Source organism: Prevotella sp. C0026C3 (genome assembly GCF_056590795.1).
Map to the genome: position 1 here is coordinate 68,924 of NZ_JBWPWW010000002.1, position 16,034 is coordinate 84,957.

Below are 16,034 nucleotides of genomic sequence, written 5' to 3' on the forward strand. Positions count from 1 at the left end.
CCCTGAATTACGAGAATCCCAAAAGAGTTCCTAGCTGATATGTGAGTGCAGAGACTACCCATGCCAATCCAGTTGTATATACCGCTGTGAAAACAGCCCATTTCCAACTACCAGTCTCTCCTTTGATTGCAGCTATCGTTGCAATGCAAGGGAAATAGAGTAACACAAACAACAAAAAACTATAAGCGGCTAAGGGGGTAATCCCATCTGCTACCATCATTCTTCTCAAACGCGTATATTTTGCTGCATCAGAGTTATATGAATCATCATCAGCAAAACTACTGTCATCACTATAAAGCACTCCCATGGTGCTGGCCACGATTTCCTTTGCCCCAACACCTGCTAGCAAACCAACATCTAATTTCCAATCAAAACCTTGAGGACGGAATATAGGTTCTATAGCTTTACCTATCCTGCCAATATAGCTCTGTTCTTGTTGCTGACTAGCAGACAATTCATCATGATGCGGAAAATATCCTAAAGCCCATACTATAATGCTTGCCACCAAGATGATACCACCCATTTTTTTTAGATATTGTTTACCTTTTTCCCATGTATGTCGACCAATTGCTTTCCACGTAGGGAAACGATAGAGGGGAAGCTCCATCACAAAGGGGGTGTCTTCTCCTTTCACTAGTACTTGAGAATATAGCCGACCGATAATTATTGCCATCAAAATTCCAATAAAATAAAGTGACATCATAACGGTAGAGCGGTATTCGGCTGCAAAGAATGTCCCTATAATCATAATATAAATAGGCAGTCTGGCCGAGCAACTCATCATCGGAAGAACGAGCATGGTAATAAGCCTAGAACGTCTACTCTCAATGGTTCGCGTAGCCATGACAGCAGGAACATTACACCCAAATCCCATTATCAATGGAATAAACGACTTTCCATGCAATCCCATCTTGTGCATAAGTTTATCCATTATGAAAGCAGCTCTGGCCATATATCCCGAATCTTCCATGTATGAGATAAAAAAGTAGAGAATCAATATCTGCGGTAGAAAGACTATCACAGCGCCAACACCACCAATGATTCCATCGGAAATCATGGCTTTCAGAGGCCCGGCTGGTAACACCTCACTTACAGTTTGACCAAGCCAAGTAACTCCCGCCTCAATCAAATCCATCGGATACTGTCCAAGGGTGAATGTTACTTCAAACATCAACCATAAGAACAATATGAATATAGGAAATCCTAAATATCGATTGGTTATGATACGATCGAGCAGGTGAGTAGTCTGGTAAGTGTCTTTCTTATTACCTGTTGAATAGAGGGCTTCTTGCAATGCACCATGGATAAAACCATATTTAGCATCCATAATAGCCGTTTCACTGTCTACTCCAGTTTCTTCTCTCACTCTATCTTCAGCCTTTTTGCGTTCTGCAAAGATTTCCTCATCTTTATCTAGTGTTTTAATATACGATTCTACATCCTGATCATGTTCTAATAGTTTGATAGCCAAATAACGAGTAGAATACTTCTGACGAAGATCTATATTGCTTTTTAGATAATGCTGAATATGCAATATACCTGCCTCTATCTCGTGTCCATGATTGATATGGATATGGCGAAAATGTAGATTATCTCCTTCATTTCCCTCATACATATCAACTACCGCATCTAGGAGCTGATTGAGTCCACGACCATTCGTAAACGATGTCGGTATCATAGGTATCCCGAAGAGAGTGCCCAATTTGTCTTCATCAACATGGTCGCCCCGCTTCTCTACCTCATCATACATATTGAGTGCACATACCATACGTAAGTGCATATCTATCAATTGGGTTGTAAGATAAAGATTGCGTTCTAAATTACTGGTATCTATGACATTGATAATAACATCTGGCATCTGCTCTATAATCTGCTTCCTTACATACAATTCTTCCGGACTATAAGCAGATAGACTATAAGTTCCCGGTAAATCTACCAAATTGAAATGGTATCCTCGATGTTCGGTATGGCCCACTTTAGCATCAACAGTTACACCGCTATAATTACCGACACGTTCATGTGCGCCCGAAGCAAAATTGAATAGAGAAGTCTTACCACAATTCGGATTGCCCACCAAAGCCACATTGATAACTCGCCTTTTGGCTATTGCTGCCAACTCTAATTCGTCATCAGAAACATGTAATTCGTTTTCCGGAACAATAGAAGTTGTATAATCTTTATCAGAACTAAAAACTTTAGCCTCCTTCTCACTCATCACTTCTATCATGGAGGCTTCACTCCTACGCAATGAAACTTCATATCCCATGACCTTATATTTGACGGGATCTTGTAGGGGAGCATTGAGTAAGACCTCTACTTTTTGCCCTTTGATAAAGCCCATCTCTACGATGCGTTTTCGGAAACCGCCGTGTCCTGTTACTTTTATAATGATACCGTATTCGCCGGTCTTCAGATCTGATAACTTCATATTCCAATATCTATAACATGCAAAAGTAAACAATAAACTTTGCTTTTGTTTTCTTATAATTCCATTTTTTATATAAAATACCTATTTATAGGTATAGACATCTAGCTGCAATTGCGTATATTTGCAATATCTATTATTACGTAAATTTAAAAGAAACATGAAACTAAAGCTACAATATATATGGTTTTTCCTCCTGATCGTGGCATTCCCAAATGAGATTACAGCCGACGACAGTATTTCATTTAAGTACTATGGGCATATATATTTTCAATCCGCTATCAACGACACCATTCCCTGTCAACTCATTTTCGACACAGGTGGTAACAATCTTTGTTGCATAGACTCAGTGTTCTTCGCACACTCCAAGTGGCATACTCGTAATATTCAAAAAGCAAATATTGGGGGAGGAGCCGGAAGGCTAACCGTTCCTCTCATTTACGAAGACACCCAAATAAAACAAGGAGCATCCAATGTGCCATATCCTTATATTCCGGTAATACGGTTAAGAGATATTCTTGACTGCCATGCAGATGGTCTTGTTGGTATTCAAGGGCTTCATCATCGTCCCTATGAAATCAATTTTGAGCATCAATATTTTAAATTCAACACTGAATTACCAAAAGACTTATCCTCGTGGCAACGCGTTTTGGTGCGCTGCCATAAACAGAGAATATTTCTCTATCTTTCCGTTAAAATAGGAGATAAGACGATTAAAGGATGGTACTTGATGGATACTGGAAGCGGTGGTACCATTGATTTTACAGCCCATACAACTTCCACTTATCATTTAGATTCCATCCCACGAAAGAAACGTATAACCGATATTACTAATTTTGGTGTGGGCAGCAAGGAACAGGAATACTTTGTTGATATAAAAGCAGATCAAATTCTTTTATTAGGAAACGACACCATCAAGAATTGTACAGTGTCTTATCTCCCCGAAGGAGTAGGGGCTTTTAGCAAACAGGAATGGCTAGGAGTAGTAGGCAATGGGATATGGAGCGACTATAATATCATAGTAGATGAAGAAAGAGGATACCTTTATTTAAAACGATTCAATAAAGAAGAGGACAGTGATGTCAAAGGCTATGATTACGGATTTCGAAATCGTACAGACATTTGCGATGGCTGGATAGTTTCCTCATTGGTAAGAGATGGGGATGCACGTAAGAGTGGTATAGAAATCGGAGATACCATCGTTGCCATTAATCACAAACCAGTAAAACGCCTCACATGGGACGAGGAATGGGAGATAGACGACACACCAACTCAAGAAATTGAACTAAGAGGAAAGAATGGACACGCTAAACGCATCTTCCTAAAAGCGAAGAATTATTGGAAAGACGAGGAAGCGAATCACCCAACATACACGAAAATCAAAGTCAAAGAAAACTCTCAACAAGTATTTTCCAAGCAAATACCCGCAGGAGATTACAGTGGAATCAGCTATTTAGGCAATAATAGATATGCCGTCGTAGACGATAAGGCAAGCCTCGATGGTTTCAGTATCTTTCATATAAATATTGATTCTATCTCCGGAACCATTCAAAACATAGAATTAGAAGCTATCAAAACAAGTGGGCGACCGAATAGAGATGGAGAGGGCATAGCCTACTGTAAAATTCGTAACTCGATTTTTATATCCGGTGAAAAAGATAATGTCATTAAAGAATATGATTTAAATGGACAACTCTCTGGTAATAATGTATTTATACCAGATTCTATAAAGCAAAGATTAGATAGCAATAGAGGGCTGGAATCTCTATCATGGAATGAAAATACACAACGCCTTTGGACTGCAACTGAAGCTGAAGATTGCCGAATGATAGAATATGATAGCAACTTAAGGCTTATCAATGTATGGAAGTACAAAGTTGATCAAGCCACATCAGCAAAGAACTATGTAAATGGTGTTAGCGAAATATGTGCTTTAAACGATGGCCGTTTGCTAGTGTTAGAACGAGAAGTCATGATTCCGGAAAAGAAGATCGGAGCATGGGCAGAATGTAAACTCTATGAGGCACGCCCCATCAATAGACAGTTGGAAAAGCATCTACGAACTAAGTGGAAGACTAAAATGAACATTACAAACCATTCTTTTGCCAACTACGAAGGAATGTGCCTAGGCCCTAAACTAGTTGATGGGGGACAGGTATTGCTATTGGTCACCGACTCCCAACATCGCTATAAAGGCATGCTCAAAGATTGGTTCAAAACCATCATAGTATATATATGATATATTTGCAAAAACTCCGCAACATTACTGCATGGAAATAACAGTATTACTGCGGAGCCTGTTCAACGATGCTGCCTATCCTTTGCAGCAAAGTCATAGTAAAGATTAACGATGCCGCCTGCCTGTTTTTGGTTTCCAAGCTTGCGGAATATCACCTCTCTTTATATGTTCTGTAGGATAAGAAGATTTCTTCTTTCGTCCAGTGGCTTTATCTACCGCACGTTCCTCATAGCTACTACCACCCGGTCGGTCGCTATATCTTACATTCTTTTTATAACCGCTATTCGATGCAGAACTACCGTTGGGATACAGTCGCTTGATTAATTCCGGACGCCCAATACGTACCAATTCTTTCTCGATATTCCGCCTCTCTTCCGGTTTATACCAGAAGAAGAATTGGCGTTGAGCCAACTTTTCCTTAGGAGTCTTGGCGCTAAAGACCGGTTCGAGCGTATATGGATCATATCCAGTATACCAAGTTTCGGTAGAAATAGTCATTGGGGTGGGGGTGAAGTCTTGCACTTGCTCTAAGTGAAAATCCAAATCTTTCGTCTTAATAGCAAGATCAGCCATATCTTCTTCCTCGCATCTGGGATGGCTACTGATAAAGTATGGTATAATCTGTTGTCGCAGATTTTCTTCTCGATTAATACGATCAAATATCTTCTTAAACTCATAAAATTGAGTAAAGGAAGGCTTTCGCATCAACTTAAGCACATTATCACTTGTATGCTCCGGGGCTACTTTCAATCGGCCACTGACATGTTTCGTTATCAGCTCACGCGTATATTCCTTGGCCGTCTCATTGATTTGTTCATCTTTACTACGATGCAGAAGAAGATCGTAGCGTACTCCGCTACCAATGAAACTCTTTTTGATGCCGGGCAAAGCATCTACAGCTCGATAGATTTCTAGTACTTTACCATGGTCTGTATTCAGATTAGGGCAGACCTGAGGATGGATACACGAGGGACGGGCGCAATGCTCGCAAGCCTTCTTATTGCGTCCTCTCATACCATACATATTAGCCGAAGGACCGCCCAAATCGGACAAATACCCTTTGAAATCGGGCATTTGCGTGATGTGTTTCACTTCATTGATGATACTTTCCTTCGATCGACATACAACAAATTTACCTTGATGGGCAGAGATTGTACAGAACGAGCAACCGCCAAAACATCCCTGATGCATATTCACAGAGAATTTTATCATCTCATATGCAGGAATCTTCTTGCCTTTATATTTGGGATGTGGAAGTCGCGTGTACGGCAAATCAAATGTAGCATCAAGTTCCTCTGTCGTCAATGTGGGATACGGAGGATTCACAACTACATATTGATTGTCAACCCCTTGTAATAGTCGTTTGGCATGAATACGATTAGACTCTTCTTCTATGTGTCTATAATTCTCGGCTTCAGCCTTCTTATTGCTCAAACATTCTTCATGGGAATGCAACACAATATCGTCCTCGGAGATACCATCGGGAATATCTTTTTCTTTAGTTAAATATACAGTTTGAGGTATAGAGCGGATTTGTTTGATAGCCAATCCGTTATTCAAATTCTCACTAAGTTGCAGAATAGACTTGACACCAGCACCATACAACAACAAATCTGCACCACTATCGCAGAGAATACACTTACGCAATCGGTCTTGCCAATAATCATAATGTGTGAGCCTTCGCATGGAAGCCTCAATCCCACCCAACACTACCGGCACGTCAGGGAATAACTGTTTTAGTATCTGTGTATAGACTATTGTCGGGTATTCGGGCCTACAATCATGACGGCCATCAGGACTATATTCATCAACGGAGCGTAAACGCCTATTGGCAGTATACTTATTAACCATCGAATCCATACATCCCGGGGAGACTCCAAAGAAGAGGCGAGGGCGTCCTAACTTCTTAAAATCTCGATAATCCCCATGCCAGTCAGGTTGAGGAACGACAGCCACACGATATCCCGCAGCTTCTAAACTCCGGCCAATCACTGCAACACCAAACGAGGGATGGTCTACATAGGCATCTCCGGAGAATAAGATAACGTCCAATTCGTCCCATCCACGTAGAAGACACTCTTTCTTTGTCGTGGGTAGAAAGTCGGTTAAATTTGGCTGTGTATAGCCCTGTTTACTAAAAATAGTACTCTTATCTATCAAGGTATTTACTATTAATCAGTTACTGTCAGAGGATCTACATCGAGCTCTGATTCACTCTTCTTGTCTTTCCAATCTACATACAACAAGACCAAATTATGCAGTCCGATAGCTTTCATATTGCTATTATAAATGACATCAAGACACAAATCGAGTAACAGTTTGTCTTGTCCGGCCTCTGTTTCTAAAATTGCTCTGGTATTAAACTTTAGTTTATCTAGCACGGTTTCATCTATAATTCCATTGCTATCTACTAAATTGCGAAGGAGCTGATACTTATCAAGCGTCTCTAAATGAGCTTCGCTAATCTCAATACTCCTTGTACCTGATTGATTTGCTTGAATCTTATACATATACTATTTATTTTCGGTTTTATCAACAAATTGGAGAAGTCCCTGCATGATGAGTCCTTGTTGTGATTTAGACTTAATGCATTCAAATGGGAATCCTAACGTTATACAATTGTAATCTTGTCCATTATATGCAACACTTGCACTACTTCCATCGCCATATAGCATTGCGGAAAAAGCATCGGTAGATGCAGGTTGCAATACATCGGTAGATGTTGCAGCATAATGTATAGGATTAAGTGTTCTATAAATCTCCATGCGATTGTTAAGTCCCGATACGATTGAATCATTTGTTTCCGTATTGGAACGTGCGTATTGGAGCTTTAATACACGTGCCAAAAATGCACTATCGGCTAGAGATTGACTGTCACTACCATTATAACTGCCACTGACAATCAAGCCCACATGCGGTTTTTGAGTAAATACTGTTAACAATTGTTGCCACTTAGAAGAGAACACCTTATAATTCTTCAAGGCATGAGGTACATATTTCTGCAGGCCATTTACCAAGTCTACAATATCATATTCTGCTAGATTTACCATGCCAGTTTCTACAGCAGAAGCCGTAGTACTCACGACATTATATTGATGCGCTGTAGATATAGCTGCAACATGGGCTGATACATTGTCAAAGTTGTTACCAGCAATAAGGTGCCCTGCAAGTTCATCACTGCCATACCCAAGTCCTCCCGGCCCCTCTTTTCCCATCTTTGAACGGTCAAAATCTTGTTGTAATCCATTCCAACCGGCATATAGTCCTCTTTGGGTTCCGGGGTCTTCTTGCAAATCAAATCCTTGTCGAACACCATCGTCAATAACTGCCGGAGCCGATAACCGATCGAAATGATCAACAACCAAAACTGTCTTCTTATCCGAACCAACTGATATGCTAGACAAGACCGGTGTCGGAAAACTTTCTCCACCGCTATTGACAGCAGTTACTTTAAAACGATATTGCCTGCCGGGCACAACGTTTATTACACAAGAATTCGTCTTAATATTCATACCATTATCGAATCCATGCTTCCCGATAGCTTGATAAATATTAAAAGATGTAGGCGCAGCAGTAGGTTCTAATGGATCGAAAGTTGGCAACCATGATAGCTTGACATGAGTTGCATCTAATATCTGAATACTAAAATTCTGCGGAGATAGGGGCTGCACAATGCTTGGGCGCCCATGATTAGTATTAATAAACCGAAGTATTGTCTTGTATACAGAACGCGCTAAAGTAAACTTAAAATTAGGGTCTTGCGCCAATACCATATCGGGAAAATTTTGATGAGATAGCATCTCTAGGATGGCAGAGGGCATCTCCGGATTACGGGTCTCGGAATAATTACGATCCCATAAATAACGAATAGCCCACTGTTTTCCAATCGTAGCAGACAAATCTCTATTTAATCCATCAAGTAAGGACTTTGCAAAATCTCTAGAAAGCAGTCTACTGACACCCGACGAGAGTTTCCCATCATTAAAATTGGTAGTGTAAATTGCAAGCGAACCAGTAAGAGATTTGCCATCAGATTCAAAACCTGCATCGCTGTGAACTGCCAAACTTAATTCCATTGGAACCTTCAGCCCTTCTTTTGTTGGTACAAAACAAGAGCCTCCAGCCAACCAATTGGTCATATATGAACGGGCATTAATATCATCACTATAGTCGTCTTGTCCGTTCTTGCTACTATAAATAGAGTAGGGGGCACCTGCCCATTGTGCATAATACCTAGCCCCTTCTAAAGCTCTCGGAAGTCCACTGACAGTAGTTCCTCGGCGAATGTTTCCCATACCGCCGCCAAATCGGACTGCATCGGACGTTACTACCCCACGTTTTCCGGATTGATTGGTAAGCACAACACGATTTTCTTCACTACATCCAGCATCGAAATTAAACGTACCTAAATATACCCAAGTACCTCCACCCATCGTTTGGTTGACGCGGAACACAGTCTTCTCACCTTGGTGATACACAGTGTAATGAGCATCAGGAACGCTATTCGGTAATGTCTGGTAAGAAACATATACAGCATATTTGCCCGCTTCTTGAATCTGAGGTTGATATGACAATAGAGAGAAGTGTTTATTACTTTTTGTAGACTTAGCCATTTTGGCAGTTCCGGCTACAAACGGATTCTCACCATCAGCATAAGAACCGGCATGCCATGCAAATCCTTTTTCTTTGCTAGTCTTCCAGTCATGCTTAACATTCACTTCAAGATAACGGACACCGGGATTTACATCATCATTATCTACAATATATTCTTGCTTTTGCCAATCACGCTCCCTAGGAGTAAATATCACAGCACCAGCATTTTGCAACATAGGAATAAGATAAGGAACTACGATTGTTTGAGTAAACAAATCCTCTGTAGTTCCAAACAAATTAGGGCGTTGCCATTCCCATATTTGCTTGTTGTTATTAAAATACCTACCATGACTGGCCCAAACAGAGATGTGCTTATTATAAAGTCCATGATATGACTCACAGGGCTTCGTCACTTCCGACACCCATGGAGTACCATCATATTCGATGCTTCCCCAAAGGTTTCTAGACTCCACACTCGAAATCTTGCTGTCTTTTGGTAAATATTCTATAGGTAAATTATTAACAAGAACCTTGAGGGCATAATCTTTAAATGTACGTGGAAGCTCCTTCCTAATAATTTTATAGGTCTTGCCAACTTGCTTCGGAGTAACATTTAGTTGGGCATAGATATTCCTCAAGGAAACTATTACCGACTTTGCCCGGTTATCCACAGATATATTCGACACGTAATTCTTATTATTGTCGAGAGTTGGTATATCTCCAAAATATCCATACAATCTATTATTGATAGACGCATTTAACTTAATTGTCTCTTGAGAGAATCCCTCAAAAGACAATATACAAGAAGCTATCAATAATATAATCTTTTTATTCATCAATAACCAAACTTCTGCGGGTATTTCCCTACAAAAGAAGAGTAATATTGCTTAATTTCAACAATATCCTTGTCAAAATCTCCCGTAGGAATAAATACTTTCGTACACTCTATTATTTTCTTCTGATAATCCACACCATAAAGCAATATAGGAATACCGGCTTTCAAGGCTATGAAATAGAACCCCTTTTTCCAATCCGGATTGTAAGAGCGCGTACCTTCCGGTGTGATGCAGAGTTTGAATTGACTGGATTTGATTGCCGTATTGGCAAGATTATCCGTCATACTGGAATGCTTATCGCGCCATACTGGAATACCTCCCATTGCTTTAAACAGATTACCCAATGGCCAAAAGAACCACTCTTTCTTCATTAAGAAATTGATTTTGAAGCCTTCTGCACGAGAATATATTTGCCCTAAAAAGAAATCCCAGTTACTTGTATGGGGAGCTAAACAGAGTATATACTTATCAGGATGCGCAATCGTTATGTTCTTCTTCCATCCCAGATATGAGTATAAATACCAATTACAAAATTTCCTAAGCATTTGAAATGTTGCAGAGTAAATTAAGCGAGATTATTAATTTGGTCTATTACCTCATCAATTTGTTGATTGAAATCTTTAATTAAAGACTTGAAGTAAACCTTACTCTTCATTCCGGGCTCTACATGGGAAACTCTTCGAATATAGTTACTATGAATGACTATAATCGACGATAGCAAAGCATCCATATTGTCCCGATTGACATGATGCCCATTATACAAAGAAGCAGCAATGCACTCTGAGAATAATTCACTGCAAATGTAGTTGATTGTACGCTTAAGAACTCGTTTGTTTGCCATAATTTTTCTTGTTAGAAATCCGTATCATGTTTTGTTATATGCCAAAGGTAGGAAAAAAAATGGAAACGTCAAGTTATATAGTCCACAAAATATTCTAAATGTATGATTTGTCTATAAAATCCTTTATCATCTCAATTAAAAACGCTATTTTTGCACTGATAAACGATATATCATATCACTTAAATAATTATTTTATTGTTAACTATGGAAATTAGTGCATTGCAGAAAGAAAGAGCTGGTTACCAGCCAAAGTTGCCTAAAGCTCTTCAAGGTGCAGTTAAAATTAAGGAAGGAGAACCTACACAAAGTGTAGACAATCAGGAAGAAATCAAGAAATTATTCCCTAACACTTACGGAATGCCTCTCGTAGAGTTTATTCCGGGTGATGAGAAGAATTCTTTGGAAATGAATGTTGGTATTATTCTTAGTGGTGGTCAGGCTCCCGGTGGTCACAATGTGATTAGTGGCTTGTTTGATGCTGTAAAGAATTTGAATCCAAATAATCGCTTATATGGTTTCTTGATGGGCCCCGGTGGCTTGGTTGACCATAATTATATTGAGATTACTCCGGAATTCCTTGATGAATATAGAAATACGGGTGGATTTGATATGATTGGTTCCGGCCGTACAAAGCTTGAAAAAGAAGAACAATTTGAAAAAGGACTTGAGATCATTCGTGAGTTGAATATCAAAGCTATCGTAATCATCGGTGGTGATGACTCTAACACAAACGCATGCGTTCTCGCAGAATATTACGCAGCAAAGAAGTATGGTGTTCAAGTGATTGGCTGCCCCAAAACAATTGACGGTGACTTAAAAAATGACCAAATTGAAACTTCTTTCGGTTTCGATACAGCAACAAAGACCTACAGCGAGCTGATTGGCAATATCGAACGCGATTGCAATTCTGCACGTAAATATTGGCACTTCATCAAATTAATGGGTCGCTCTGCATCTCATATTGCTCTTGAATGCGCTTTACAGACACAACCAAACATTTGCTTAATTTCTGAAGAAGTGGAAGCAAAAGATCAGACTCTAAACGACATCGTTGAGCAAATTGCTTCTGCTGTTGCCTCTAGAGCTGCTCAAGGTCAGAACTTTGGTGTTGTTCTTATACCAGAAGGTCTTATTGAGTTTATCCCTGCAATTGGACGTTTGATCCAAGAATTAAACGATCTCTTAGCTGCTCACGGTGATGATTATAAAGACTTAGACAAAGCTGCTCAAAGAGAATATATCCTGTCTCATTTGAGTGAAGCTAACAAAGCTACATTTGAGACCCTACCAGAAGGCGTTGCAAGACAATTGAGTTTGGATCGTGACCCGCACGGAAATGTACAGGTATCATTGATTGAAACAGAGAAATTGATTTCTGAAATGATTGGTGATAAACTAAATCAATGGAAGAAAGAAGGCAAGTATGAAGGCAAGTTCTCTCCATTGCACCATTTCTTTGGATACGAAGGACGTTGCGCAGCTCCTTCTAATTTCGATGCAGACTATTGCTATGCATTGGGTACAAGTGCAGCTCTCTTGATTGCAAATGGTAAGACTGGTTACATGGCAATTGTGAAGAACACCACAGATAAGACTGATAACTGGAAAGCTGGTGGCGTTCCTATTACCATGATGATGAATATGGAAAGACGTAATGGCGAGATGAAGCCTGTTATTCGTAAAGCTTTGGTAGAGTTGGAGGGCGAGCCTTTCAAATTCTTTACAGCTAGACGCGACAAATGGGCTAAGGAAACTTGCTATATCTATCCCGGCCCTATCCAGTATTGGGGTCCATCTGATGTATGTGATCAAACGACTAAGACACTTGCCTTAGAACAGAAATAAAAATTATATATGAAATCATTGGGTAGAGCAGTGTGTCTCTACCCAATCTTTTTATGAACAAGAGAGTCTCTACACAAAGGAAATCATCTGCTATACGCCCAAATCGTAAACGAAATAAGGGAATAAAGAGAAAAAAGAAACACATCTTTTCTTTTCTTCATAATTTACCTAAACGTGCTTATTGGTTTGGTGGAATAGGGATTGTACTTGTTTATGTATGGATTTTCTATTACTTCTTCGTAGGACCAACAGGCTTTAGATGGAGGGCATTATATGGAGATACACGTTATCCCTCTGGCTATGAAATACATGGAATAGATATTTCTCATTATCAAGGATATATTAATTGGGACAAACTCCAAAATGCAATGATTGAAGGATGTCCACTTCGATTTATCATAATTAAATCGACAGAAGGCGCTTCTGAAATCGATGAAAACTTTGAAGAAAATTTCAGTCGAGCTCGTGAGTATGGCTTCTTGCGTGGGGCATATCATTTTTGGAGTGTCAAATCTACAGCTCGCGAACAAGCAAACTTTTTCCTTAAAAAAGTGAACTTACTGGATGGTGATTTACCGCCAGTACTAGATGTTGAGAAGAAACCCAAGAATCAAAGCACTGAAGATTTCCAGCAGGACATCCTTACATGGTTACATATTGTTGAAGACAGATACCATGTAAAACCCATCATATATACATATTATAAGTTCAAAGAGGCTTATCTGAATGCTCCGGTGTTTGAGGATTATCCATATTGGATTGCACATTATTATGTAGATAAGGTAGAATATAAAGGAGCATGGAAATTCTGGCAGCATACAGATGCTGGTAGATTACCGGGAATTAAAGGGTATGTAGACTTTAATATTTATAATGGCTCATTCTATGATCTTAAAAAACTAACCATTGGTAATGATGAGTGGTAGAGCATTAGTTATCTATATTAATTTATCATAATACAGATTATATTACAAAAAGGGCTTTACCGGAAAATAGAATATTATTCTTATTTTACTTAAAAATATTAATTGAATATATGCTATCGGCGTTCCAAAAGAACAACGTTCTCTACATGTGGCGTATGTGGGAACATATCAACAGGTTGAACGGATTTTACACGATAATCTACATCCAATAAAGCTAAATCACGAGCTTGCGTTGCTGGATTACAACTCACATATACTATCCGATTTGGAGCGGTATCTAAAATAACCTTAACTACATCTTCATGCATACCGGCTCTTGGTGGATCTGTAATAATCACATCAGGTTTACCATTTTCACTCACAAAATCAGTCGTTAACAGGTTCTTCATATCTCCTGCATAAAATACAGTATTATGTATTTGATTGATATGACTATTGTTCTTAGCGTCCTCAATTGCCTCTGGAACATATTCTATACCAACCACTTTTCTCGCCTTTCTTGCAACAAAATTAGCTATAGTTCCCGTCCCCGTATACAAGTCATATACAAGTTCATTGCCTGTCAAGCCTGCAAAATTACGAGCTACCGTATACAGATGAAGGGCTTGTTCCGTATTAGTCTGATAGAAACTCTTGGGACCTACTTTAAATTTTAAGTCTTCCATCTGTTCGTAAATATAGTCTCTCCCACTATACAATGTCAAATCCAAATCACCAAAAGTATCATTACCCTTCTGATTATCAACGTATAATAAAGACGTGATTTCCGGGAAGCGCAGCTTTATATGCTCCATCAAATCCAAAGCAATAGCTTCATCCCCTTCATTATCAAAGTGGAATTGAACCAATACCATCCATTCCTGAAGATTAGAATTTCTAATCATAATATCACGCAAAAGTCCTGTCTGTGCCTTGATATCATAAAAGGAAATATGATGGTCGATACTATAAGAATAAATCTCATTTCTTATAGTGTTGTGGAAATCATCCATCAATACGCATCTTTCTATAGGATAAATCTTATCAAACGCACCGTTTACATGAAAGCCTATCGCATTCATGTTATCATACACAGTACCACAAGCAATCTCTTCCCTAGTCAAATAGCGCTTATTAGAACATCCAAATTCCAATTTATTACGATATTCGAATATCTCTACGGATCCCAAAATTGGATTAAATTCAGGCAATTCAACTTTGCCAATACGTGACAACTGGTCATAAACCTGCTGTTGTTTTGCTTCCAATTGCTTTTCGTATGGTAATATCTGCCACTTACATCCTCCGCAAATGCCAAAATGAGGACATTTGGGTGAAGTTCTAACCTCACTCAATTCAACAAAACGCTCTACCCTACCTTCACAGTAATGATGTTTCTTCTTAACAATCTGTATGTCCACAACGTCACCCGGCACACAGAAAGGAACAAATACAACCATATCATCTATATGGGCAATACATTTCCCTTCTGCTGCAACAGATTCTATTTTAATCTTCTCAAACTTTGGTAAGGGTTTTGATCTTCTACTCATAATGCTTTTTTGGATAGATGCAAAGGTACAAAGAAATAGATGAATTACGCGTTAAGAGTACAATAATTCCAAAATAACTTTCAAAAAAATAGAGGTTGCCATCTTCATGACAACCTCTATATATCTTATAGAAATTCTATTTAATTACTTCTTAAAGAAGTCTTTAACGGCCTCATTAGGAACCATACGTTCATCAAACATGTAAGCACCAGTCTTCGGGCTTCTTACCATTTTGATAACTTTAGAATATGCACGACCATCCGTAGAACCTTCATGGAGGGTAGCGACCGCTTTCTTTGCCATATTATCTTAGCTGATTAAATGTTACTTAATTTCCTTATGAAGAGTCATCTTCTTCATGATAGGATTATACTTCATCAATTCAAGACGCTCAGGGGTATTCTTGCGATTCTTGGTTGTTACATAACGGCTTGTTCCGGGAAGGCCGCTATTTTTCATTTCAGTGCATTCAAGAACTACCTGAACTCTATTGCCTTTAGCTTTCTTTGCCATGATAATTATTCTCCTATAACTTTAATGTCTTTCCAGTCGCAGTATCCTTTAGATACAGCCATTTTCAAAGCAGAGTCCAAACCTACTTTATTAATGAGGCGAAGACCTGCAGCACTGATTTTAAGACTAATCCAACAATCCTCTTCTACATAGTAGAATTTTTTGCTGAAAAGGTTAACATCAAAGCTTCTCTTTGTACGATGCTTTGAGTGAGACACATTACAACCTAACTGTGCCTTCTTTCCTGTAATCTGACAAATCTTAGACATTGCTATCTTTTAATT

Annotated in this window: 13 protein-coding genes; 3 read left to right on the forward strand and 10 right to left on the reverse strand. The window is 39.1% G+C overall.

Translation table 11 applies throughout. From position 1 onward, the window contains the following. Positions 1-7: 7 nt before the first annotated feature. The gene (feoB, locus tag AC1EK4_RS01450; RefSeq protein ID WP_480356754.1) at positions 8-2,428 is read right to left on the reverse strand and encodes a ferrous iron transport protein B; all 2,421 of its coding nucleotides are present in this window, start codon (positions 2,426-2,428) and stop codon (positions 8-10) included. A 157-nt stretch (positions 2,429-2,585) separates the two neighbouring features. Between feoB and AC1EK4_RS01455 the strand changes: the two genes are divergently transcribed. Then, positions 2,586-4,664 carry an esterase-like activity of phytase family protein gene (locus tag AC1EK4_RS01455; protein ID WP_480356755.1) on the forward strand — a complete coding sequence of 693 codons (2,079 nt, stop codon included), beginning with the start codon at positions 2,586-2,588 and terminating at the stop codon, positions 4,662-4,664. A gap of 105 nt (positions 4,665-4,769) precedes the next feature. Here AC1EK4_RS01455 and AC1EK4_RS01460 read toward each other — a convergent pair whose 3' ends face one another. Genes AC1EK4_RS01460 through AC1EK4_RS01480 form a run of 5 tightly spaced genes read right to left on the reverse strand, consistent with a single transcriptional unit; the run spans position 4,770 to position 10,934 of the window. After that, a complete protein-coding gene (locus tag AC1EK4_RS01460; RefSeq protein WP_231725574.1) occupies positions 4,770-6,824 on the reverse strand; it encodes a YgiQ family radical SAM protein in 2,055 nt (684 codons plus the stop codon). Positions 6,825-6,835: 11 nt separating this feature from the next. Beyond that, a complete protein-coding gene (locus tag AC1EK4_RS01465; RefSeq protein ID WP_036897533.1) occupies positions 6,836-7,174 on the reverse strand; it encodes a hypothetical protein in 339 nt (112 codons plus the stop codon). Between the two features lie 3 nt (positions 7,175-7,177). Next, a complete protein-coding gene (locus tag AC1EK4_RS01470; RefSeq protein ID WP_480356758.1) occupies positions 7,178-10,093 on the reverse strand; it encodes a golvesin C-terminal-like domain-containing protein in 2,916 nt (971 codons plus the stop codon). Further along, positions 10,093-10,638, reverse strand: coding sequence for a 1-acyl-sn-glycerol-3-phosphate acyltransferase (locus AC1EK4_RS01475; RefSeq protein WP_036897537.1), 546 nt, complete (start codon positions 10,636-10,638; stop codon positions 10,093-10,095). Before AC1EK4_RS01475 ends, AC1EK4_RS01470 begins: the two co-directional genes overlap by 1 nt. A gap of 20 nt (positions 10,639-10,658) precedes the next feature. Beyond that, positions 10,659-10,934 (reverse strand): hypothetical protein, encoded by a 276-nt coding sequence (locus AC1EK4_RS01480; protein WP_036897540.1) that lies wholly within the window; start codon positions 10,932-10,934, stop codon positions 10,659-10,661. Between the two features lie 204 nt (positions 10,935-11,138). On the opposite strand from AC1EK4_RS01480, the gene AC1EK4_RS01485 reads away from it, so the two are divergent. Both AC1EK4_RS01485 and AC1EK4_RS01490 read left to right on the forward strand, forming a co-directional pair. Next, positions 11,139-12,779 carry a diphosphate--fructose-6-phosphate 1-phosphotransferase gene (locus tag AC1EK4_RS01485; protein ID WP_036897542.1) on the forward strand — a complete coding sequence of 547 codons (1,641 nt, stop codon included), beginning with the start codon at positions 11,139-11,141 and terminating at the stop codon, positions 12,777-12,779. 53 nt (positions 12,780-12,832) lie between these two features. Continuing rightward, positions 12,833-13,705 carry a glycoside hydrolase family 25 protein gene (locus tag AC1EK4_RS01490; RefSeq protein ID WP_480356759.1) on the forward strand — a complete coding sequence of 291 codons (873 nt, stop codon included), beginning with the start codon at positions 12,833-12,835 and terminating at the stop codon, positions 13,703-13,705. Positions 13,706-13,818: 113 nt separating this feature from the next. Here the strand turns inward: AC1EK4_RS01490 and rlmD are convergent, their stop codons facing one another. From rlmD to rpmB, 4 genes are all read right to left on the reverse strand, one after another. After that, a complete protein-coding gene (gene rlmD, locus AC1EK4_RS01495; RefSeq protein ID WP_036897545.1) occupies positions 13,819-15,237 on the reverse strand; it encodes a 23S rRNA (uracil(1939)-C(5))-methyltransferase RlmD in 1,419 nt (472 codons plus the stop codon). A gap of 144 nt (positions 15,238-15,381) precedes the next feature. Continuing rightward, a complete protein-coding gene (locus tag AC1EK4_RS01500) occupies positions 15,382-15,540 on the reverse strand; it encodes a DUF4295 domain-containing protein (protein WP_082721645.1) in 159 nt (52 codons plus the stop codon). Positions 15,541-15,561: 21 nt separating this feature from the next. Further along, positions 15,562-15,750 (reverse strand): 50S ribosomal protein L33, encoded by a 189-nt coding sequence (gene rpmG, locus AC1EK4_RS01505; protein ID WP_036897549.1) that lies wholly within the window; start codon positions 15,748-15,750, stop codon positions 15,562-15,564. Positions 15,751-15,755: 5 nt separating this feature from the next. Continuing rightward, positions 15,756-16,019, reverse strand: a complete 264-nt coding sequence (rpmB, locus tag AC1EK4_RS01510; RefSeq protein WP_036897551.1) for a 50S ribosomal protein L28 — start codon at positions 16,017-16,019, stop codon at positions 15,756-15,758. Positions 16,020-16,034 lie beyond the last annotated feature (15 nt).